Origin of the sequence: Filomicrobium insigne (assembly GCF_900104305.1) — a bacterium.
GTDB classification, from domain to species: Bacteria; Pseudomonadota; Alphaproteobacteria; order Rhizobiales; family Hyphomicrobiaceae; genus Filomicrobium; species Filomicrobium insigne.
Window position 1 is genome coordinate 1289155 of sequence record NZ_FNJC01000001.1, and the last position, 20013, is coordinate 1309167.

Below are 20013 nucleotides of genomic sequence, written 5' to 3' on the forward strand. Positions count from 1 at the left end.
GCCGGGTTGGTCTGAGGTCCTCCAAGTGTGTCGGAAAACTGCAGTCATCTGATGAATTAAGGTAAAGACTTACCATCATTGGAAGATACGCTTGGCACAGGGGGTATCTTGCTGGTTTCCTGACACAATTGTTCGGTCAACGGATTGGTCCCATAGTCTTTGGGCCGCCTGTCGAGAACAGGATGCGTGTCATGTTCGAATCCAGGAACTTGAGAGGACGTCTCACCGCGACCCTAACTGCGGGTTTGACTTTGGTCTGTGCGGTGATTCCGGCTCAGGCTCAGACCAGCGGTGAGGATCCCAAGGATATCATAGCGAGCCAGATTCGTCGGCAAGGCTTCGCTTGCGATAAGCCGAAGAGCGCAACGCGAGATCAGAAACTATCGAGTGCCAACGAAACCGTATGGGTTCTGCAATGTGAGCAGGACGCCTACCGGGTTCGCCTTGTCCCGAATATGGGCGCAAAGGTGGAGCGCTTAGACACAGAAACGCAGTAAAGCGTTGTCCTGCACGTTCGGCCCAAGCACAGCCCGCCGTCTCGTAGGAGGTGATATTTTCTTCGCCACCGAGCCAGGAAGTGGCGCACCGGGGATGCGCCATGCGGTATTCCGTCTGGTTCCGCAGTTTCCATGTAAGCCACTATAAATATAGAATTTATTAGTTTCTGTATTCCCAAACGATCCGCTTGCTTCCGTTTGATTCCGCGCTAATATGTGGTAGCAAATGTGGGTACAATCGTGACAAGCAAGAAGTCGCTCTCGGCAGCGTTCGTCCGCTCGGTCAAGAAGCCGGGAACTCATCGGCGATAGGCTTGTCAAAGCCATGAAGAAGAAGCCTGCAACGAAAGCGTCCAAAGCGGCTTAACGTAGCCGACTCGCACGCCTGGGCGCGCGGCTCCGTGTCGCTGCCACGCGTGCGCCAACTCTCCCTCCATGGCTTAAGCCGCCCACTTCTCACGCGGACCTCTTATGCTGAGCATGCGCCGGGCCGCGGGCGCTCCAAGGGCAAGCCTCGGCCTACGGCTTCGCCGGTCCGCCTCGCTCGCTTCGCGTCGGCATCGAGACCGCCATAGGGGCGGACTGAGCCACGAAGGAGTGACGTCATGTCTGCACGAAGGAAGGACAACGCGCCCGGCCGCGACATCCACACCGAAATTACCGCAAACCTCATCGCGGCCATCGCGGCCGGTTCCGGCAAGCCGCTGTTCATGCCGGTCAACGCCCTCACCGGGAACCTCTACAACGGCATCAATGTCGTGAGCCTCTGGGTGTCTGCAGAAGTTGCTCGCTACGCAGCCCCGGTCTGGGCAACCTACAAGCAGTGGCGCGAACTCGACTGCCAGGTGCGCAAGGGTGAAAAGTCGTCGCTCGTCGTCTTCTACAAGGAATATGAAACCGACCCGAACCCCGATGATGCCACCGACGATGGCAAGCGTCGTGTGGCGCGCGCATCCTTTGTCTTCAATGCCGACCAGGTGGACGGCTATGCCGCCCCGGATATCCCGGCATCGCTCGGTCCGATTGAGCGGCTGGAGGCGATCGACAGTTTCATTGCCGCAACTGGCGCCCGCATAGAGCATGGCGGCCAACGGGCATTCTATCGCCCGTCAACCGACCACATCCAAATGCCCGATGAAGGCCTGTTCTGTGGCACCGAAACGATGACGCGTACGGAAGGCTACTACGCCGTCCTCACCCACGAACTGACGCACTGGAGCGGCGCACCCAATCGGCTTGCCCGCGACTTCGGAAAGCGTTTCGGCGATGCCGCCTATGCCGTCGAGGAGCTTGTTGCCGAAATCGCCTCGGCGTTTCTGTGCAGCGAATTGCGCATCACGCAGGACACGCGCGCTGACCACGCACAGTATCTCGCCCAGTGGCTTAAGTTATGCGCAGCTCCCCATATTTGAAGTAATCGCGAGGTGTCGGTAATGCGCACGTGCGCCGCGTCCGCACGGACTTTCCTGTGAATTGAACGCGCGCGGCGCTTTCTTCCTGCGCATTATTTGAGGTCGACTTCTGCTGTCGTTAAGCCAGCAGAGGGACCTTCCATGTCAAACACCGATCGCGACCTAATCGCCGAACTCGCGAATGTGCTAACCGCGCAGAGCTACAGCCAGGTAGTTGTTCGGAATTATTGCGCGTACGCCCGAGATTTCCTCGCCTATCTGGCGCAACATGAAATCCCGATCACGACAGTGAAGCCGCCACAGGTCGCGCAGTATTTGCGCTATGCGACGATCGCGTTCAGAAAACGCCGTGGCCGTTCGCCCGCTCCGCACTGGCACTCGATCCCGCGTTCCGGAATCCACGCATTGCTGCGTCTAGCCAAGGGACAGTGGCCGCCCGAGCCGGAGGTTGTTGGACCGGAGGCGGCGCTTCGGCACGAGATCTGTTTCAAGTACGAGACGTGGTTGCGCGAAGAGAGAGGCCTTGCGGCTGCGAGCATCGTCGCGTTGTTGGCGGAGGCGCGGTATTTCCTCGTCTGGCAACTTGACCGTGGCGGAGCTCAGAGCCTCAACGTGCTCAGCGTCCGGGACATCGATCTCTACATGGGCGCGAGATCACCGGGCCAGCGGCGCGTATCGCTCAAGGACTATGCCGAGCGGCTGCGCTCTCTGTTGCGTTATATGTACCGGACCCGATACGTCGCGAGCGATCTCGCGGCTCACGTGGTCTCGCCCATGCTGTACGCCTACGAGGGCGTTCCGTCGATCTTGGAGCCTGACCAGATCGCCACCGTGCTGGAGACTACGAGGCGTGACAAGTCGCCGATGGGGCTGCGCGACTATGCCATTCTGATGCTCCTGGCAACCTACGGACTGCGGTCCGGCGAGGTTCGGAACCTCACTATCGAGGACATCGACTGGCGCTCAGAGTCTTTGCGGGTTCGCCACTCCAAGACCGGCGCGTGCTCGTTCTTGCCACTGCTGCCGCAGGTTGGCGAAGCGATGCTCGTCTATCTGCGCCACGGGCGCCCGAGGACTGATAGGAGAGAGGTATTCATGCGAAACCGTGCGCCTTATCGCCCATTGCGAAACCTTGCCAGCGAGGTGCGGCGTCGCCTGTCAGCGGCCGGCGTCAAGCCGCCAGGGAAAAGCGGGCCTCACATTTTCCGGCATGCCCGAGCGGTCGAAATGCTGCGCGCGTCGGTGCCGCAGAAGGTCATTGGCGACCTGCTCGGCCATCGGTCGACCGAAGCCACGGTCCCTTATCTCAAGCTTGCCACCGAGGACCTGAGGGCGATCGCGCTCGACGTGCCGGGATCGGAGGTGCTGGCATGACCTCCCGGCCCTATACCGATCGTGGGATCGTATCGTGCTATTTGGGACAACTAAGGCTCAGTCCCCATGCCCGTTCGGTCTACGCCCAAGTCCTTCACGACTTCCAGGCCGTCGCCGAGCGGCGCCGAACTGTCGACCGGACGACGCTGGAAGAGTGGCTTCGGGATTGGGGAGCACATTGGCAACAAACGACGCTGTTGCACCGCGCCCGCATTGTCGATCGCTTCCTCGACCATCTGGTCGAACTGAAGCTGATCACGAGCAACCCCATTGCGGTGCTGCGCTCGGAGTTGAGTGTCAAACAAAGCCGGCCGATCTGGCAGGCCTTGGCGTCGCGCAAGCCGGATCGGGCGCTCGCCGCGCTGCGCCGGCCCGTAGCGTTCGGCAGTGTCCTGGGCGAGATCATGCGCGAGCATATCGAGCGTATGCGCATGCGGGGATATCGCTACACGACACAGGCCGCATGGTTCCTGCGGTTCGACCGATTCCTGCAGACCAATCCAGAGCTCGCCAACGAGCCAGTCGCGACGATGCTGGAACACTGGGCGGCAGCCAAGTCGACGCGCCATCACGCTGCGGAATGCGAAAGGCTGGAGCACGCTCTCACCAAGGCTCTCCGCCATCGGGACCCGAGCGTGCCACCGAGGCGGTTGGACGCGCGACCACAGAAGGAAGCAGCGCGGCACTTCCGGAAGCCCCACATCTACAGTCCCGCCGATGTGAAGCGCATGTTAGAGATCGCCCGATCCTATCCGTCGCCGCGGGCGCCGCTGCGCCCCATGAGCGCTCATCTCATGCTGCTGCTCGCCTACTGCGCGGGCCTGCGACGATCCGAGCTTGCACGCCTCGATCTTGGCGACGTCGACCTTCGAAGTGGCACGATCACCATCCGCGAGACGAAGTTCTTCAAGACCAGAATCCTGCCGCTGCCCGATACCGTGATGGCCGAGCTGCGCGCCTACATCGATGCCAGACGGCGCGCCGGTGCACCGCAGGACCCGCAGTCTGGGCTGTTTTGGCAGACCCAAGGGAATGGTCGCTACGGCTCGGCGGCCATCGCCTGGCTGATCGTCGACATCCTGCGTCGCGCCGAACTGAAGCCCGGGATTGGGACCGGGCGAACGGGGCCGCGTCTGCACGATCTTCGTCACTCGATGGTCGTGAATCGGATGCTCCAATGGTACCGATCGGGCATCAATCCGCAGGACAGGCTGCCATTCCTGGCGACCTATCTGGGGCACCGCGATATCAACTCCACGCTGATCTATATCACGGTCACGCAAGACTTGATGCAGGAGGCGAGCGAGCGGTTCCGCGTGGTCGGCGCGCGGTGCCTCGCCTCTGTCGAGGAGGTGCAGCCATGAAGAAGAACACCGAGCCGGCGTGCCATCGACACGACCCGTTTCCGACCTTGCTGCACAGTTTCTTCCACGAATGGCTGTCAGAGCAGCGCAATGCCTCCGTCCATACCATCCGCTCCTATCGCGACACCTGGCGCCTGTTCCTCCGCTTCGTCGCGGAGCGAAAGCGTAAAAAGGTCGCTGAGATCAAGTTCGCCGATCTCACGGCCACCGAGGTCAGCGCGTTCCTCGGTCACGCCGAGCACGACCGGAAGGGCACGATCGGCACGCGCAACTGCCGGCTTGCCGCGATCCGCAGCTTCTTCCACTTCGTGGCCGGTAAGGAGCCCACGGCGATTGCGCAGTGCACCCAGGTCATCGCCGTGCCGATCAAGCGCGGACCGATCCCGGCGCCCTGCTATCTGGAGCCGAGGGAGGTGGAGGCAATCCTCGCGCAGCCCGACCGGTCGACGCTGGAAGGACTGCGCGACCATGCGTTGCTGTCCTTCCTCTACAATAGCGGTGCGCGCATCCAGGAAGCACTTGATCTGACACCCGAGGCGATCCGGTTCGAGACACCAAACTGCGTGCGGCTCTACGGCAAAGGGCGCAAGGAGCGCATGTGCCCGCTCTGGCCGGAAACCGTACTGCTGTTGAAAAGGCTGTTGGAGCGGCAGCCACGGAGGCCAAGCGATCGGCTGTTCGTCAATCGGTACGGCGAACCGCTCGGTGCATCGGGCGTGCGGTTCAAACTCGCGGCCTATGTGGAGGCGGCGGCGAAGATGGTGCCGACGCTCCGGTCTAAGACCGTGACGCCGCACAGCTTCCGCCATGCGACCGCCGTTCACCTCGTCTCGGCAGGCGTCGACGTTACCGTCATCCGCAGCTGGCTCGGACACGTCAGCCTCGACACGACCAACCACTATGCACAGGCCAATCTCGAAACGAAGCGAAAGGCCCTGGAGCGCGTCGGCGCACCAACGCGAGGCGGTAAGCCGCCATCATGGAAGAGGGACGCAAGCGTGCTCGACTGGTTGGATTCGCTTTAGGCAATCTAAGGCACTCAAGGCTTTTGGCGATTTTGCAGCGACCGCTTCCGAAGGTGAGCGGTCGCCGTAGCCAGCGCTCAACGTCAACGTTCATGACCCGAAGGGGACAACTCAGGAGACGCAAACAATGTCGGCTTCACGATCCGAAGCGGACGTCAGCACCCATGCAAACGTCCACTGCTTCGCGCCACAGCAGATTTGGCGCGCGTCATAACTCAATGACGATTTTACCAAAGTGACCACCTCGTTCCATTAATTTGAAGGCCTCCTTCGCGTCAGCTAACGCCAGCACACGATCGATGACCGGCTTGATGCCGGCCGCCTCGATAGCTCGGTTCATGGCTTCGAATTGTCCGCGAGAACCAACAGCGATCCCCTCAATCCGAAGCATCGACTCGATGAGAGGGACGATCGGCATTGGAACCTCAAACCCACCGAGGAAGCCCACGATGCCGACATATCCGCCAAACGACATGGCCTTTAACGCCTGCGGTAGAGTGGAACCGGCCGTTTCAACCACGATGTCGATGCCGTGCCCGCCGGTCATGTCGCGTACGACACCGGACCATTCGGGAACCTGCTTGTAGTTGACCGCACTGTCGGAACCGAGCGAGCGGACTCGTTGCATTTTGTCTTCGCTGGATGTCAGCACGATAACCTTGGCGCCCATCGATTTTGCAAACTGAAGCGCAAAAATCGAAACGCCTCCGGTCCCTTCGACCAGCACCCAGTCACCGCCTTTAATGCCTCCCCGGGTGAGCGCAGACCAGGCGGTGAGTGCAGCGATCGGCAGAGTTGCCGCCTCAATGTGCGAGAGGCTCGCAGGCTTCAAGACGGCGTCATCGGCCGGAACAACGATATACTCTTGAAGCACGCCGGTGCGTGGCCAACCGAGCGTCCAGTTCGCACGACGTTCGGGGATCGGTAAACCATTCGGCCAGCCTTGGATAAAGGTTGGCACGACATGATCGCCGACCCGAAACCGCGTCACGCCCGGGCCAATGGCGGCTACCTCGCCGCTCGCATCGGACAGCGGCACAAACGGAAACTTGATGTCGGGCTTATAGAGCCCCTTCACGAGGACGATGTCGCGATAGTTGATGCTCGCGGCTTTAACTCTCACGAGGATTTCGCCGGCTTGCGGCTGCGGTGTCGGCAACGTGGAAAGCGTGAGATCATCAAAATTGGTGGAGTGCGCTTCTATTGCGCGCATCGTTGTCGGAATACTGGTCATCGCGTGCAACTCCTCTAGGCGAAGGTGGATTGGGCATTCAGCTCGTCAGACAATGACCACGATCTTTCCGACCTGCGCATTCGATTCCATGAAGCGATGGGCCTCTACGATTTCGTTGAGCTTGAATGTCTTCGCGATCACAGGCTTCAAAGCTCCTGATGCGAGACCGTCAACGACGAAGCGCTTCGCCTGCTCGAGTCGCGCCGAGTCCTTGGTGATCTCGAACAGCTGGTAGCCGCGGATCGTCAGATCCTTACCGAGCAGTGACATCACCGGGACAGGTACGTCGCCCGTGTCGAGCGCGCCGTATTGAAAAAAAATTCCGAGATAGGACAGGGCCGCGAGGATCTTCGGAACCTCGGGGCCGCCGACCGGATCGAAGGCGATGCGCGCACCCTTGCCGTCCGTGATCTTCATCACCTCGGCGACAAGATCCTGCTCTTCGGTCGCGATGACGTGCTGGGCGCCTGCGGCTAACAGCGTGTTCCGTTTGGAGCCACCGCGCGTGAGCGCGATCGAGACGCCACCGAGCATGTTGACGATCTGGATCGCGGCGAGGCCGACGCTCGACGAGGCCGCGCGGATCAGCACCACATCTCCTGGCTCAGTCTTGGCGATGTCGACGAGCGCGCCATACGCTGTGACGAACATCATCCAGGTGGCGGCAGCCTCCTCCCAGGACAGGTTCTCCGGATGCTTGACGACACCGAATGCGGGAGCATTCACCAGCTCGCCGTGGAGGCCGTAGTCGCCGAGCATGAAGCAGGGCACCACGCTGACTTTGTCGCCGATTGCGAAGCCTTCGACGCTTGCGCCGATTGCCTCGATGACGCCTGCGACTTCATAGCCGAGGATTGCCGGAAAGGCCGGCTGCGTCACATATTGGCCCGTGCGGAACATCACTTCGGCGCGGTTGAGCCCAAGCGCCTTGGCGCGGATCTGGACCTCTCCGGCCTTCGGCGTCGGGACATCGACGTCCTCGATTTTCAGGACTTGCGGGCCACCAGTTTCGTGAAAGCGCACGATACGGCTCATGCTAGATCTCCGGTCTTTGAAATGCGGGAAACGACCTTCCGCGGCGAGGCGGAAGGCGTTCCGATTTGTTTCAGTTGGCGGACTTCGGTTTGGGGATGAAGTCGCTTTTGCCTTTTTGGTAGATCAAGAGAATGCAGTCCTCCGGCCCCTTGCAATGGTCGGCGTGCATGGAGAGGCCGGGTTGCGTCACCAGCGATCCGGGCGGCAGACCTTTCTCGTCCGTCGCGACACGATCGGTGTGAACCCACGCGCCCTGGATGTTGATACCATGGTAGTCGTGTGTATGTGCGTGCGTGCCGGAAGAGAAGCCGGCTGGGAGTTTCAGAAGAATGGCGTATTCCCCGTCTGAGGACCTATCGCCCCATAGCGGCACGAAGGTCAGCGGCGTGCCCGGCGCAAATTCCTGCCACTCGTAGTCAGCAGCGGACTTGATGGTCGATGGAACGAACTTGTCCTCAGCCAAAGCGGGGGCACTCGCGAATCCGAAAGCAAGCAGCGCCAAAGAAAATGCGATGATGGTGGTGGTCATGACAAAGCTCTCATTGGGATTAAGTTGGAAGTTCGGTTCAGGCCTTGATCCATGCGGGAGCAGCGCTGGTGCCCCAGCCGAGGAAAAAGCCGAAGTGGATGTTGATCTCTCCGACAGGTTCGAGGTACCGCGCGTTCGACAGCGGGCCGGACTCGACAGGCTCAAAACCGCCCTTGGCGACGATGTCTGACACGACTTTCTTGGCGGCCTCGTCATCGCCCGCCACGAATACCTGCACGGCGCGTCCCTCGCGGGCCTCGGCGGGCAGAAGCTGCGCGAAGATCGTGTTGAACGCTTTCACAACCTTGGCTTCCGGCGCGAGTTTCTGGATTTCTTCGGCGGCGGACGTGGTGTGGCCGACGGTCAGCGCCTTGTAGTCAGGCGTGATCGGATTCGAGATGTCGACGAGGACCTTTCCGGAAAGGCCCCCTGCCTCGCGAATTGTTTCCGCGACCACCGGGTAGTTGACGGCGAGGATCACGACGTCGGCGAGCTTGGCTGCCGCCGCGACGCCGCCGCCTTGGGCGCCCGCGCCGATCTCTTCGGCGAGCTTGGCGGCCTTCGCCGGATCGCGCGAGCCAATGGCGACCTTGATTCCCTTGCTGGCGAGCAGGCGCGCAATGCCCGCGCCCATGTTTCCGGTTCCGAGGATAGCGACGGTCATATTGATCTCCTGTCGGGTTGGCCGACCTCGTGTCGGCGTCGATGAGGAATATGGGGCCCTCACGCTTCGTAATAAATCGTCGTATGATTGGGATACTTGAAACCAATCGTTGGGAATTGAATGGACCGCTTCGCAAGCATGGAGGCTTTCGCAAAGGTCGCCGACACCGGCTCGTTCACGGCGGCTGCCGACGCGCTCGGGATCTCCGGGCAGATGGTCGGCAAACACATCCGATTGCTGGAGGAGCATCTTGGGGTCCGGCTTCTGAATCGCACCACCCGTCAACAGAGCCTCACGGACGCGGGAAAGGACTTCCTCGAACGAACGCGGATCGTGCTTGCGGAACTCGAGGCGGCGGAAGCGCTGGCCGCGGATAGCAGGGCCAGACCTCGGGGCGAGTTGCGCGTGAACGCACCCGTCACCTTTGGCACCCATAGCCTCGCGCCGCTCGTCCCCGCCTACATGGCAGCGAACCCCGAAGTGACGGTCCGTCTGACTCTCAACGACCGCGTCGTGGATCTCGTAGACGAAGGCTACGATTGCGTGTTTCGCGCCGGGCCGCTGACAGACAGCACCCTCATCGCTAGGGGCCTGCGACCAATGGAACTCATCGCATGCGCATCCCCGACCTATCTCGAGGCTCGGGGCACACCGACCGCCCCGGGCGACCTTACAGGACACGACTGCCTGGGCTTCGCTGGATCAGCAATTGAGGAGCGTTGGGAATTCAACGGCAGGGACGACACGGTCGCCGTTAGAGTCACGTCGCGGTTCTCCACCAACAGTGGGCAGGCGCTAAAAGAGGCCGCGCTTGCTGGCCTCGGAATTATCTTCCAGGCATCAGAGCTTACCCTGGAAGATGTGAAGGCCGGCAGATTGATCCGAGTCCTTCCAGATTGGCGTGCAACTCGACCGATGCACCTCCTATTCGCCCCGGACCGCAGGGTTACGCCCAAACTTCGATCGTTCATCGAGTTCGCGGCGTCGCGGTTCGGGTGACGTGCGCGTATCGCCTACGTCTGGCGTGATGGCCGATCGCCCGCGAGCGGCGGAACAGAACTCGAGGTCCCTTAGTGGCCCGAAGCGGCGAACGGCGGAAGTACCTGAGACTTCGGCTTATGGGCCCTCAGCCGAAGTCCCCCTCATACGGCGGAACCGACACGATTTGGGTCGAAGCGGTCGTGCTCAACTCAGATCGTCACTACCATCCCTGCCCAAGCCAGCCAAATAGCGGCGACTCCGGCAGGGATCAATACCGTGTGTCACGGACCGCGGGATTCAGCAGCTGCTCGAAGCGACAAATAATGCGCAGGAAGAAAGCGCCGCGCGCGTTCAATACACAGGAAAGTCAGTGCGGACGCAGCGCACCTGCACATTATCGACACCTCGCGATTACTCAAGCTTCTGAAAGAAGATCCCCGCGCCATCTTCACCGCCGCCGCCAAGGCGTCCGAGGCAGCGCGATACCTTGCGGCCTTTTCGGCAAAGGAAGACACGCATGCTGCCTGACCGACGCGCGGCCTTCGCCACCCTCACTGGCGCGGCTCACCTGGCGCGTCAGTTGTCTGCCAGTAATCGCCGCTGCCAAGATCAGCTTCTTACCATAACTAAAGTCATTGCATCGACAGCTTCTGTGTCACGCGTTATTCCGATAACTGCGCTATTCCGATACCGTCAGGCAATGTTAAGGACGAAATTAAATGAAGCATGAAGTCAAAGCTTTCTCAGATGCGTACAGCCGCATGCTGATGATCGTCTGCCTATTCCTTTCAGCGCTACTGAACACGCCAGCGTCAGCGTCCGAAGTTTGTGACAGTCTTTGGCGAGCCAGGAACGCTATTTTTGCTGAGAACGGACATTGCTTTGAAACCCCAAAGGCACAAGCAATCTTTGGTAAGGCGTGTTTCCCGCCGTTCGGGCAACTTAATGCTGCTGACCGCGATGCGGTTCAGACAATCAGGAACCTGGAAGCGGCTCGAGGATGTCGCACGAGCCCAAGCCAAGTTGCTACCAATTCCCTTGGCGCCGCACTTCCGAAATACACGGTTGAAATAACCCTATCGCCGAAAGCCGACGAACGGCTGCGGACTAGCGGGGAAACCATCCGCGTATGGGCCCTATACTACGGTGAGGCAGCAGCGGGTGTAAAAGGCGATGAAATGGGCGAAGTCCAGCTAACGTCTGAGACAGTCGATATCAAACCCGGCGAAGCAGCTCATTTAGGAGGGATGAGGGTAGCAAATGAAGATCTGAAGAAGATCGTCGGTCAGCGCCCGATGCTGCTCATAAACGTCTACACTAGCCGCAAAGTTTTTTCCGACAACATTCTCGACTGCGGCATCTACCAGGATGAGGCGGCAAAAGCCGGCAATGTGGCTCTTTCCTGCAAGCTAATCGGAGAATAGACTGCGGTACCGGGATGTTCACTCCACTGTTTTCGGTCTAAGCGATCAACGGCGGCTATATAACGATGGTGGCATTGCGACGCTTTCCAGCGGCTACCCTGATACCGACGTGACGTTCACGACGCTGGACTCTCGACGCCACCGTAGGCCTTCATCCAAATTAACGCTCCCCCCTGCAAAAATTGCTTAATGTCTATCAAGCGTACAAGGTTGCACACTATCAATTTAGAGGTATCGATTGATCCTAAGGACCCAGCATGGACATATTCCAGCACAGAGTCGAGATTCTACTCCAGCGTTTGTCGGAACGCCCTCAAGGTCTGATCGGAGTTAGCATCACCTTGGTGATGGTACTGCTAAGCTTCGCAGTATTCTGTGGCTTGAACGTAGTCGCTGGCTCCTCGGACTTAATATTGTTTGTCCCTGCAATCATCATTGCGAGCCTGGTTTTCGGATGGGGCTGCGGACTATTGGCGGTCCTTGGTAGCGTGCTTGTCGATGGATTATGGCTTTACTGGAACGAAGGCAGTGCCCATCCCGCCGCTCTTGCGGCCTTTGTGGTAGTCGGTTGCGGTCTCGTGTTTCTCGGAGATGCGCTTCGCGGCAAGCTGCTTAGGCTCGACGAGGCGCGGAAAGAAAACGCTTTGCTGCTTGACGAAATGTCCCATCGAATAAAAAACAAGTTCGCGATGATTGTGTCTGTGATCGGACTCCAGTTGAAGAGCTCTCCCCTTGAAGCTCGACCTGCCCTAGAGGCCGTTGCCCGCCGTGTTCATGCACTCGCAGCGCTGCATTCCCATTTACAGGGTTCGCGTCACCGCGGACTTGTCAATATGCAGGATTACCTCTTAGATCTTTGCAATAGTCTTCGCGATAGCGTGGGCCACCTCCGAAAGGTGTCCCTATCCGTCACGTCAGATCCAATGATGCTGCCACCTCGTGAAGCGACCTCGGTTGGGCTGATCGTCAATGAACTCGTGATGAACTGCTATAAATATGCCTTTCCGGAAAACAGGCAGGGAAACGTATCAGTGCGCCTCTCAACCGACAATGCGTCGGCGGTGATCAGTGTCGCTGACAATGGAATCGGTTGTACTGAATCCGCGAGCGGGGGAATGGGCACTAGGCTTGTGTCACTTCTCGCCACGCAGCTTAACGGCACTTCGGAGCGCAAGGTAACGGAATGCGGGTGTATCGTGACCGTCACGTTCCCACTCACTGCGGACATGTTACTCCATGAGCCTGCCCATCGCCCCTTTGGCGATAACATTTGTTCATTGGTCGCCTGAGAGTATCCTCCGGAACGATTTCGCTGCGATCTCCGTTTTGCAGGCGAAGGAGGCGTCATGGCGCCGCGTTCCACCCATGAACAACTACCAAGCGCCTGACGTGCGAACGCGTTCGTCCGGAGACGACGGTAGGTATCGTGCGCCATCTCTTGAACCTACCGCATGTTGATTGCTCCTTGCCGGGACTGGCTTCCTTTTTCAAACGTCATTGACGGAGAGTAAAAATGGAAACGCTTGAAAAACTGTTCGAAGATACACTACGCGACGTGCTTTATGCCGAGAAGGCCATTCTCAAAAATCTGCCCAAGATGGCGAAGAAGGCCAAATCTCAAAAACTTAAGGGTGCGTTCGAGGAACACATCGATCAGACTGAAAATCAAGTTGCACGTCTCGAAAAGATTTTTGGCATGATGGACAAGGCCGCGCGTGGGAAGCGTTGCCCGGCGATCGACGGCCTCGCGGAAGAGGCCGACGAAATTATGCAGGAAGCAAAAAACGACACCGTCCGCGATGCGGGAATGCTGTCGGCAGCGCAGGCAGTCGAACATTATGAAATTTCCCGGTACGGAACACTTGCGGCCTGGGCTGACAAGCTTGGTATGCCCGATGCCGCCGAGTTGCTCCGCGCGACGTTGAAGGAAGAGAAAGAGACGGACGCGAAGCTATCGGAACTCGGGCTTTCGGAGATCAATGTTCACGCCGACGAAACTTCCATGGGGCCGGGCCGCAAAGGGAAAGCGCACAGCGAAGTGACCAAATAGATTGGCTGGTAATCCTTACGTGCCTCAAGAAAACCGAGTTTCGGCGAGGGTGACGACATGCAAACGAAGCCGAGGCACTGACTGCAAGGTTAGGTCCAGTCGACATCCGGCTTCTTCGGCGCATCTGCTGATTAGCAGCCGGAACCGAGTCCGATAGCCATGGCGCTTTCTTGCACGATTGGATCGGCATAGACGCGTACTCGGTTCCGGCCTTCGATTTTTGCCCGATAAAGGGCTTTGTCTGCTCTAGCAACAGCCGCCACCGCATCCACATCATAGGGCGAAATCATCGCAACGCCAAAGCTTGCGGCGATCGGAAAGGAGGCTGAGCCGGCCTCTACCGGAGCGGCCGCAATCAACTTGCGCATCCGCTCAGCAAGCATGACCGCTCCCCACTCATCAGTACTAGGCAAAAGGATGGCAAATTCCTCGCCTCCAATGCGCGCCAAGACATCGCGGCGACGTAGCGCCTGACGAAGTTGCCCGGCCGCAAACCTCAGTGCCTGATCGCCAGCGTCATGTCCGAACGTGTCATTTATATTTTTGAAATTATCCAGATCAGCAAGGACGACGCTAGCGGGTTTGCCACGGAGCTTCAAAACCTTCCAGGCATCCAAAACTTTTGAGAAAAATTTTCTCCGATTGTGCAACCCGGTCAATTCGTCGGTTTCCGACAGCTTCTTGAATCTGCGTTGAAGAAGACGCCGCGCGGTTATATCAAAATGAGAAACGACGGCCCCCTTTACGGTCGAACGTTCGCCGCGATTCCCAGGTTCGAGCAGCGGTGTCACAGTTCCCAAGAACCATCTCTGCCGCGTCGGTGAATGACACGGATACTCGGCCCGGTAACGCTGTCTTTTTCCCGTCAGCACATCGCGAAGAGCCTTTCCGAATCGCGCTGCCGACTCGGAGTTAGAGCCCTGTGCGGTCATGCACACGTCAATATAATTCGTCCCGACGAAAGTGCGGTAGCCGCCATTCTTCCCCGCGAACCGGCGCCAGCTTTCATTTTCGGCGACGATGTTGCCCTCCAGGTTAACCACGCAGATGTGTGCGGTGAGAGCGTCTAATACGGCACCCGCAAAAGCGTGATCGGAAATCGTGTGCATTCTCGGCTCTTTCACTAGCTAACCTGCTAATCGCTATCGTGAAAATATATTCGATCAGGTTAAAACGGCCTGAGGCATACATGCCCTCACCAACAGGATTCAAGCACGTTTTATACCGCTCAGCCGCGTTGTTCGTGTTTTCGCGGAGCAGATGGAAAGGAACCAACCCATGGACCCGCCGGCCAGAATCTAGCTCTTGTCCACAGACAGCGATTCCTGAAAGAGTAATCTGCTTCAGAGAGACGGCCCAAGTTCCGTGCTACGCATCTAGCGCTATGCAGGGCCCGCACTTCGGGCTACAAGGCAGCCCTCCTCTGAGCACCGAATCCCCCCGGATAAGACTGTTTCATCCAGAACCTCGTCGTGGAGGTCTTCAACGACTTTGATCCGCAGGTGCCAAAACAATATTTATTGTTATCCAACGTGTGCGAAACTGAGTTCGTGGTTGGAGCGTATGGCGGTGTCTAGATCTTCAGGTTCATGCAAAGCGTAACCTTGACCGTAGTGGACACCCAACGGCTGGAGTTTTCGAAGCATCGTCGCAGACTCAATGGACTCCGCGATCGTGCGAATTTCCATGCATGCGCCGATCTTGGCTACAGACTCCACTATAATTGCGCTGGCAGGGTTTGCCGCTACAGTCTTTACAAACTCGCCATCAATTTTGACAAATTGGACCGGCAATTCCTGCAAATAGGCAAACGACGCCATTCCACTTCCAAAGTCGTCGAGCGCAAAGCGAAAACCATATTCGGCCAATTTTTGCATGGCTACTGCGCTCCGCCGGATATCCGAAATGGCGGCCGTTTCAGTTACCTCAAAGCAAATTTGTGGCGTAAGCACAGCCGGATAATCTGAAAGAAGCCTCTCAATAAAGGAGAAAAAAGTCGGAGAACTTAGCGTGATGCCCGAGATATTTATGAAATAGCATACCGAACTACGTAAATTCTCATCGAGACTGTCAAGGTGCGCGAATGATTTGGTAACGACATGGCGGTCAAGGTCCTCAATCATTCCGAACCGCTCGGCGGCCGGTATGAAGGCGCCAGGACCTATCAGTTCGCCCGCTTCATTACGCAGTCGAGAGAGAATCTCGTAATATGCCTGCTCGCTATCTGATGCTCCCAGATGAAAAATCCTTTGGCCATATAGAACGATCCGATCGTCTTTAATGGCCTCTTGGAGCCGCGTCACATTATCCATGTCCGATAGTTGTTTCCAAATCTCCTCGTCCGTCGGACGGTTGAGCTTGACGCGGTCACGTCCCTTCTCCTTCGCAAGAAAGCAGGCCGCATCGGCCAGTCCTAAAGCCGTCTCGTAATCAACCCCCGCCACTTCTCCAAAGTTTGCCACTCCCACACTTAACGTGATGCTGTATCGCCGGCCTTGCCAGATAAAATTAATCGATTTGATGGCCTTGCGCAGGTGATGCGCGAGTTCAACCGCCTTTTCCGCATTGCAGTTCTGGCGCACGAGCGCAAATTCATCGCCCCCCAAGCGTGCGAGGATGTCGCTCTTAATGGTTTGCGACTCTAGAACTGATGTCACTTCCTGCAAGAGGATGTCGCCGGCGGCATGGCCACAACGATCATTGACGATCTTAAAGTGATCAATGTCCATATACAGTAGCGCATGCGGCCCAGGACCGCCGATGTCTTCGGTCAGACGGGAAAATTCCCTGCGATTTGCAATACCCGTCAGACAGTCATGAGATGCTTGGTATGCGATTTCTTTTGCTAGGAAATAGGCCTCTGATACATCGTGTCCTTGAACGAAAATGCCTGTGACTTGTCGATCTTCATCGAAAATGGGTTGATAGATCAGATCAATGTACCTCTGTTCAAGGCTACCTCCGGAAATACGCTGAAGATCTATCGGCAAAGCGCGGCCGATGAACGGCTCGCCGGTCCTGTAGACTCGATCGAGTTTTTCGAGAAAGCCCTGGGAAACCACCTCAGGCAACACTTCAGCTAAAACTTTCCCGATGATTTTGCGATGCCCCACCAACTGGTAATATGCGTCGTTCGCAAATTCGTAAACGTGCTGCGGCCCATGTAAGATGCAGACAAAGCCAGGCGCTTGCTGGAAGAGATGATGAAGAGAATTCCCTTCCACGTCTTGGGTTGACGACGTATCACGCACCACTGAATGCGCGTGGTCGAGGGGACCGTTGTCGGGCTCGCCATGCGTCTTCGTTAATGCGGTGATATTCAAGGGGCAATGCAAAATACCCGCTATCTCGCCGGCCGGAGAAATGAGGGGAATATTGGTGACAGTCCATCGGAGGTCACCGAAGCGGCTGTTAACCGGTGTATTGAGGTCGTAACAAAAATTGGAAATGTGGTCGGGTTTTTTGTTTTTAAGGACCCTCAAAAACGAATTTTGTAGGACTTCACACTGCGGCCGATCTGATCCGGGAAATATCTCAAAAATTGAACGGCCTAACATTGATACTTTATCGCGGAAGGTGACGTCTTCATACGCGACGTTGCATGCCGTAATTGTTAAATCACAGTCCAGTGTCGCGGCCGGAGATGGCCATGCATCTAAAATGGCTTGAAAATTCGGCATGGCCTCTCTCTAACCAATGCTTTAGTAATAGTATTATTCGAAAGTATTAATTTGCGGATAATGGCGGGATCTCACATCAGAAAGGATTTCATTATGTAGTTCAGCCGCAGGAGCGGCGGGACGACCGGATATTCACCTTCGACCGGGTTGCGCGCGACCCAGGAACCCCAGGGCGCAACGAACCAGAAAGGCAATCTCTCCGCCCGTATCGCGGGCAGTGCCTTGATGAGCAGGAGCTGTTCGTCCGCTACCATCAGGCGGATTCCATCGGGTGACATGAGGGGCTTGCCGGTTTCGCCCAGGCTTTCCCCGATCTCGTCGTCGTCGTACCGGCCCAAATTGAAGTTTGGTTTTGGCCGAGCGCTGCCGTAAGTGTTTTGGTAAGCTGCTCGTCCTGCACGGCAAAAAGCGGCTTCACTTCAGCCTGCGAGAGCACCGTGCGCGCCGTATGTGGGCCGTAAAGCCGGATCAGCTCCGACAGTTCCTGAACGAAGGCCCAGACCGGTAAGTATGGAAAAATGCCGATCTTACCGGCAAGAAAACCGTCCTCAGACGGGCATTTATGGAGCCTTTGGCCTATAGCCGGAATGAAGGACTTCGAACACCTGATTTAGCCTTTTTATTCAAGGTTTTAGGCGATATTTGTAGTGGATAATGCGAATTGGCGCCGGGGTGCGCCACGCGGTATTCCGGATAGTTCCGCTGCGTCCCTGTAAGTCTCTAGAAATACAGGATTTCTGAAACTCTGCGTTCCTGAATGATCCGCTTGCTTCCATTTGATTCCGCGTTATTATGTGGGAGCAAATGTGGGGAAAATCGTGACGAGCAAGAAGACGCTCTCGGCAGCGTTCGTCCGTTCGGCCAAGAAGCCTGGTCGGTACGGAGATGGAAACGGTCTCTATCTTCTGGTTGGGCCGTCCGGCGCTAAGTCATGGATGCAGAGAATTGTTATTCGCGGTAGGCGGCACGACCTAGGGTTGGGGAGTGTCGCGCTCGTTACGTTGGCTCAAGCTCGTGATATCGCGCTCGACAACCGCCGCATTGCAAGGTCGGGCGGCGATCCTATGGCTGAAAGGCGTAAGGCCCGGCAGATGCCGACATTTGCCGAAGCGGCCATCGAAGCCCACAAAGAGCTGACATTCGGAAACCCGAAGGACGGCAAGGCGTTTCTGGTCAATCTCGAAACCTATGCCAATCCTCGCTTCGGCTCTTTGCGGGTGTGCGATGTGACGGGGGCTGACGTTCGCGCCGCCGTCCTTGCAATCCGCGATGAAAAACCAGAGGTTGCCCGCAAGCTGATCCTGCGGTGTTCGGCCGTGTTCAAGTTTGCCATCGGCCAGGGGTTCCGGCAGGACAATCCGTCAACGGCTGATGTGCTCTCGCTGCCCGCGATCCCACGCAAGTCGAAGGTGAAAGCGCACCGCAAGTCGCTGCCTTACACGGAGGTTGCGGGGTGCATCGATGCGGTGCGGGGGTCCGGTGCGTGGGCCGCAACGAAGCTTGCACTGGAATTTCTCATTCTTGTTGCCGCGCGATCCGGCGAAGTGCGCGGCGCGCGATGGGATGAGATCGACCTTCGAGCCGGGGTGTTGAAGGTGCCTGCCTCTCGGATGAAGATGGCCCAAGAGCACAGCGTACCGCTCTCACCGCGTGCGCTGGAAATTCTGCGGGAAGCCGAAGCCCTGCGGGATGCGTCCGGCTTGGTTTTCCCGTCGATGCGCGGCAAGGCGCTCTCCGATATGACGTTGAGCAAGCTTGTTCGGGAACTCGGGTTCGACGCATCGGTTCACGGCTTCCGCACATCATTCCGCACATGGGCCCAGGAACAGACGAACTTCCCGTTCGAGGTTTGTGAGGCCGCGCTGGCCCACAAAGTCGGGGACGCCGCATCGCAGGCATATGCGCGCTCCGATGTTTTCGAGAAGCGCCGCAAACTCATGAACGCGTGGTCGTCATACTTGGCCGGGAAGCGCGGCAAGGTCGTGCCGCTGCACGCAGCGAGGGGGGCGGTATGAGCAAGGGTGATGATCTGCCTGAAAATGTATTGGACGGCTGCGTTGGCGTCACTGGCTAATGCCGTGTGCGCGCTCACGGCGCTAGCGATGCCGGACCAATTGGAGACCGCACTGCTGCTGCCCGCAATGTTGTTTGTGCTCATGATCGCGCATCAAGGGGTTCGGCTTGGGCGCTCGGTGCACATCGTCGATATGGCTGATCTCGACAGCCGTGCCACCTATACTGCACTTAGTAATTCGGTGGTGGGCCTTATTCTTCTTGCCGGCGGTGTATTTGGCATCATTGCTCAGTGGTTCGGCGTTGGCACGGTGCTGGCGCTGTTTGCATTAATGGCGGCGATGGCCGTATTGGCTGCTTCGGGCTTGGACGAAGTCCAGACAACGTAAGAGTGACGCTGAACTCCCTGACATAGTTGACCCGCCAGCAGTGCGTCTTTTCCTAGAGCATAGCGGCGTAGCGCGCGTGCTCCCTAAGCCTGTCGCCGACAAGCCGCTTGAGTTCAGCCGGCGACTTGTCAGCCGTGAAACTGAGCACCGATCCAGCGAGTGTCGTACCTTGATATTCTAAGCTGACAGTTGCTCCAGACGCCTCGGCGATGGCATGACCTTTGAGGTCGAGGCTGCCGGTTGTATAAGAGGATGGCGAGCCCCTCACCATCCTCCCAGCCAATGTTGCGCCTAAGGACTCGATTCTGTTGTTTGAACGGCTGTCGGGATCATTTCTATCCG

At 57.9% G+C, this 20013-nt stretch carries 20 protein-coding genes; 11 read left to right on the forward strand and 9 right to left on the reverse strand.

Annotation, left to right across the window (positions count from 1 at the left end; genetic code table 11):
* The first annotated feature begins 191 nt into the window (after positions 1–191).
* The 5 genes from BLS30_RS05900 to BLS30_RS05920 all read left to right on the forward strand — a co-directional run bounded on the left by BLS30_RS05900 (position 192) and on the right by BLS30_RS05920 (position 5672).
* Positions 192–497, forward strand: coding sequence for a hypothetical protein (locus BLS30_RS05900; protein ID WP_244512366.1), 306 nt, complete (start codon positions 192–194; stop codon positions 495–497).
* A gap of 605 nt (positions 498–1102) precedes the next feature.
* Complete coding sequence (locus BLS30_RS05905; protein ID WP_090227190.1) at positions 1103–1909, forward strand: ArdC family protein; 807 nt, start codon at positions 1103–1105, stop codon at positions 1907–1909.
* A 141-nt stretch (positions 1910–2050) separates the two neighbouring features.
* Entirely contained in the window at positions 2051–3283 is a 1233-nt protein-coding gene (locus BLS30_RS05910; protein ID WP_090227194.1) for a site-specific integrase, read from the forward strand.
* Entirely contained in the window at positions 3280–4647 is a 1368-nt protein-coding gene (locus tag BLS30_RS05915; RefSeq protein WP_090227196.1) for a tyrosine-type recombinase/integrase, read from the forward strand. Before BLS30_RS05910 ends, BLS30_RS05915 begins: the two co-directional genes overlap by 4 nt.
* On the forward strand, positions 4644–5672 hold the full coding sequence (locus BLS30_RS05920; protein WP_090227199.1) for a tyrosine-type recombinase/integrase: 1029 nt from the start codon (positions 4644–4646) through the stop codon (positions 5670–5672). The genes BLS30_RS05915 and BLS30_RS05920 overlap by 4 nt, the downstream gene beginning before the upstream one ends.
* A 208-nt stretch (positions 5673–5880) precedes the next feature.
* On the opposite strand, the gene BLS30_RS05925 is transcribed toward BLS30_RS05920, so the two are convergent.
* The 4 genes from BLS30_RS05925 to BLS30_RS05940 form a co-directional block, all read right to left on the reverse strand.
* Positions 5881–6906, reverse strand: a complete 1026-nt coding sequence (locus BLS30_RS05925; RefSeq protein WP_244512367.1) for a zinc-dependent alcohol dehydrogenase family protein — start codon at positions 6904–6906, stop codon at positions 5881–5883.
* 45 nt (positions 6907–6951) lie between these two features.
* Positions 6952–7941 (reverse strand): zinc-dependent alcohol dehydrogenase family protein, encoded by a 990-nt coding sequence (locus BLS30_RS05930; protein WP_090227201.1) that lies wholly within the window; start codon positions 7939–7941, stop codon positions 6952–6954.
* A gap of 70 nt (positions 7942–8011) precedes the next feature.
* Complete coding sequence (locus BLS30_RS05935) at positions 8012–8470, reverse strand: DUF4437 domain-containing protein (protein WP_090227204.1); 459 nt, start codon at positions 8468–8470, stop codon at positions 8012–8014.
* A gap of 37 nt (positions 8471–8507) precedes the next feature.
* Positions 8508–9134, reverse strand: a complete 627-nt coding sequence (locus BLS30_RS05940; protein ID WP_090227207.1) for an NADPH-dependent F420 reductase — start codon at positions 9132–9134, stop codon at positions 8508–8510.
* Between the two features lie 120 nt (positions 9135–9254).
* Between BLS30_RS05940 and BLS30_RS05945 the strand changes: the two genes are divergently transcribed.
* The 4 genes from BLS30_RS05945 (at position 9255) to BLS30_RS05960 (ending at position 13589) form a co-directional block, all read left to right on the forward strand.
* On the forward strand, positions 9255–10133 hold the full coding sequence (locus tag BLS30_RS05945; RefSeq protein ID WP_090227211.1) for a LysR family transcriptional regulator: 879 nt from the start codon (positions 9255–9257) through the stop codon (positions 10131–10133).
* A 701-nt stretch (positions 10134–10834) separates the two neighbouring features.
* Entirely contained in the window at positions 10835–11539 is a 705-nt protein-coding gene (locus BLS30_RS05950) for a YARHG domain-containing protein (protein ID WP_090227213.1), read from the forward strand.
* 257 nt (positions 11540–11796) lie between these two features.
* A complete protein-coding gene (locus BLS30_RS05955; RefSeq protein ID WP_090227215.1) occupies positions 11797–12828 on the forward strand; it encodes a sensor histidine kinase in 1032 nt (343 codons plus the stop codon).
* A gap of 224 nt (positions 12829–13052) precedes the next feature.
* Complete coding sequence (locus tag BLS30_RS05960) at positions 13053–13589, forward strand: YciE/YciF ferroxidase family protein (RefSeq protein WP_090227217.1); 537 nt, start codon at positions 13053–13055, stop codon at positions 13587–13589.
* Between the two features lie 131 nt (positions 13590–13720).
* Here the strand turns inward: BLS30_RS05960 and BLS30_RS05965 are convergent, their stop codons facing one another.
* From BLS30_RS05965 to BLS30_RS18495, 4 genes are all read right to left on the reverse strand, one after another.
* Positions 13721–14698 carry a sensor domain-containing diguanylate cyclase gene (locus BLS30_RS05965; RefSeq protein WP_090227219.1) on the reverse strand — a complete coding sequence of 326 codons (978 nt, stop codon included), beginning with the start codon at positions 14696–14698 and terminating at the stop codon, positions 13721–13723.
* A 414-nt stretch (positions 14699–15112) separates the two neighbouring features.
* Entirely contained in the window at positions 15113–17269 is a 2157-nt protein-coding gene (locus BLS30_RS05970) for a sensor domain-containing protein (protein WP_090227223.1), read from the reverse strand.
* Between the two features lie 71 nt (positions 17270–17340).
* Complete coding sequence (locus tag BLS30_RS05975) at positions 17341–17607, reverse strand: type IV secretory system conjugative DNA transfer family protein (RefSeq protein WP_139165293.1); 267 nt, start codon at positions 17605–17607, stop codon at positions 17341–17343.
* A complete protein-coding gene (locus BLS30_RS18495; RefSeq protein WP_090227229.1) occupies positions 17523–17879 on the reverse strand; it encodes a TraM recognition domain-containing protein in 357 nt (118 codons plus the stop codon). Before BLS30_RS18495 ends, BLS30_RS05975 begins: the two co-directional genes overlap by 85 nt.
* A 208-nt stretch (positions 17880–18087) precedes the next feature.
* Here BLS30_RS18495 and BLS30_RS05985 point away from each other — a divergent pair, with 208 nt between their 5' ends.
* Together BLS30_RS05985 and BLS30_RS05990 are read left to right on the forward strand one after the other, a co-directional pair.
* A complete protein-coding gene (locus tag BLS30_RS05985; protein ID WP_210184004.1) occupies positions 18088–19284 on the forward strand; it encodes a tyrosine-type recombinase/integrase in 1197 nt (398 codons plus the stop codon).
* Between the two features lie 9 nt (positions 19285–19293).
* The gene (locus BLS30_RS05990; protein ID WP_210184005.1) at positions 19294–19671 is read left to right on the forward strand and encodes a hypothetical protein; all 378 of its coding nucleotides are present in this window, start codon (positions 19294–19296) and stop codon (positions 19669–19671) included.
* Positions 19672–19723: 52 nt separating this feature from the next.
* Here the strand turns inward: BLS30_RS05990 and BLS30_RS05995 are convergent.
* On the reverse strand, positions 19724–20013 hold a 290-nt coding region (locus tag BLS30_RS05995), incomplete at its 5' end, for a hypothetical protein (protein WP_210184006.1).

Excerpts from the sequence above, each read along its gene's own strand:
- BLS30_RS05900 (WP_244512366.1), top strand. The coding sequence starts at position 192 with ATGTTCGAATCCAGGAACTTGAGAGGACGTCTCACCGCGACCCTAACT.
- BLS30_RS05905 (WP_090227190.1), top strand. The coding sequence starts at position 1,103 with ATGTCTGCACGAAGGAAGGACAACGCGCCCGGCCGCGACATCCACACC.
- BLS30_RS05910 (WP_090227194.1), top strand. The coding sequence starts at position 2,051 with ATGTCAAACACCGATCGCGACCTAATCGCCGAACTCGCGAATGTGCTA.
- BLS30_RS05915 (WP_090227196.1), top strand. The coding sequence starts at position 3,280 with ATGACCTCCCGGCCCTATACCGATCGTGGGATCGTATCGTGCTATTTG.
- BLS30_RS05920 (WP_090227199.1), top strand. The coding sequence starts at position 4,644 with ATGAAGAAGAACACCGAGCCGGCGTGCCATCGACACGACCCGTTTCCG.
- BLS30_RS05925 (WP_244512367.1), bottom strand. The coding sequence starts at position 6,906 with ATGACCAGTATTCCGACAACGATGCGCGCAATAGAAGCGCACTCCACC.
- BLS30_RS05930 (WP_090227201.1), bottom strand. The coding sequence starts at position 7,941 with ATGAGCCGTATCGTGCGCTTTCACGAAACTGGTGGCCCGCAAGTCCTG.
- BLS30_RS05935 (WP_090227204.1), bottom strand. The coding sequence starts at position 8,470 with ATGACCACCACCATCATCGCATTTTCTTTGGCGCTGCTTGCTTTCGGA.
- BLS30_RS05940 (WP_090227207.1), bottom strand. The coding sequence starts at position 9,134 with ATGACCGTCGCTATCCTCGGAACCGGAAACATGGGCGCGGGCATTGCG.
- BLS30_RS05945 (WP_090227211.1), top strand. The coding sequence starts at position 9,255 with ATGGACCGCTTCGCAAGCATGGAGGCTTTCGCAAAGGTCGCCGACACC.
- BLS30_RS05950 (WP_090227213.1), top strand. The coding sequence starts at position 10,835 with ATGAAGCATGAAGTCAAAGCTTTCTCAGATGCGTACAGCCGCATGCTG.
- BLS30_RS05955 (WP_090227215.1), top strand. The coding sequence starts at position 11,797 with ATGGACATATTCCAGCACAGAGTCGAGATTCTACTCCAGCGTTTGTCG.
- BLS30_RS05960 (WP_090227217.1), top strand. The coding sequence starts at position 13,053 with ATGGAAACGCTTGAAAAACTGTTCGAAGATACACTACGCGACGTGCTT.
- BLS30_RS05965 (WP_090227219.1), bottom strand. The coding sequence starts at position 14,698 with ATGCACACGATTTCCGATCACGCTTTTGCGGGTGCCGTATTAGACGCT.
- BLS30_RS05970 (WP_090227223.1), bottom strand. The coding sequence starts at position 17,269 with ATGCCGAATTTTCAAGCCATTTTAGATGCATGGCCATCTCCGGCCGCG.
- BLS30_RS05990 (WP_210184005.1), top strand. The coding sequence starts at position 19,294 with ATGATCTGCCTGAAAATGTATTGGACGGCTGCGTTGGCGTCACTGGCT.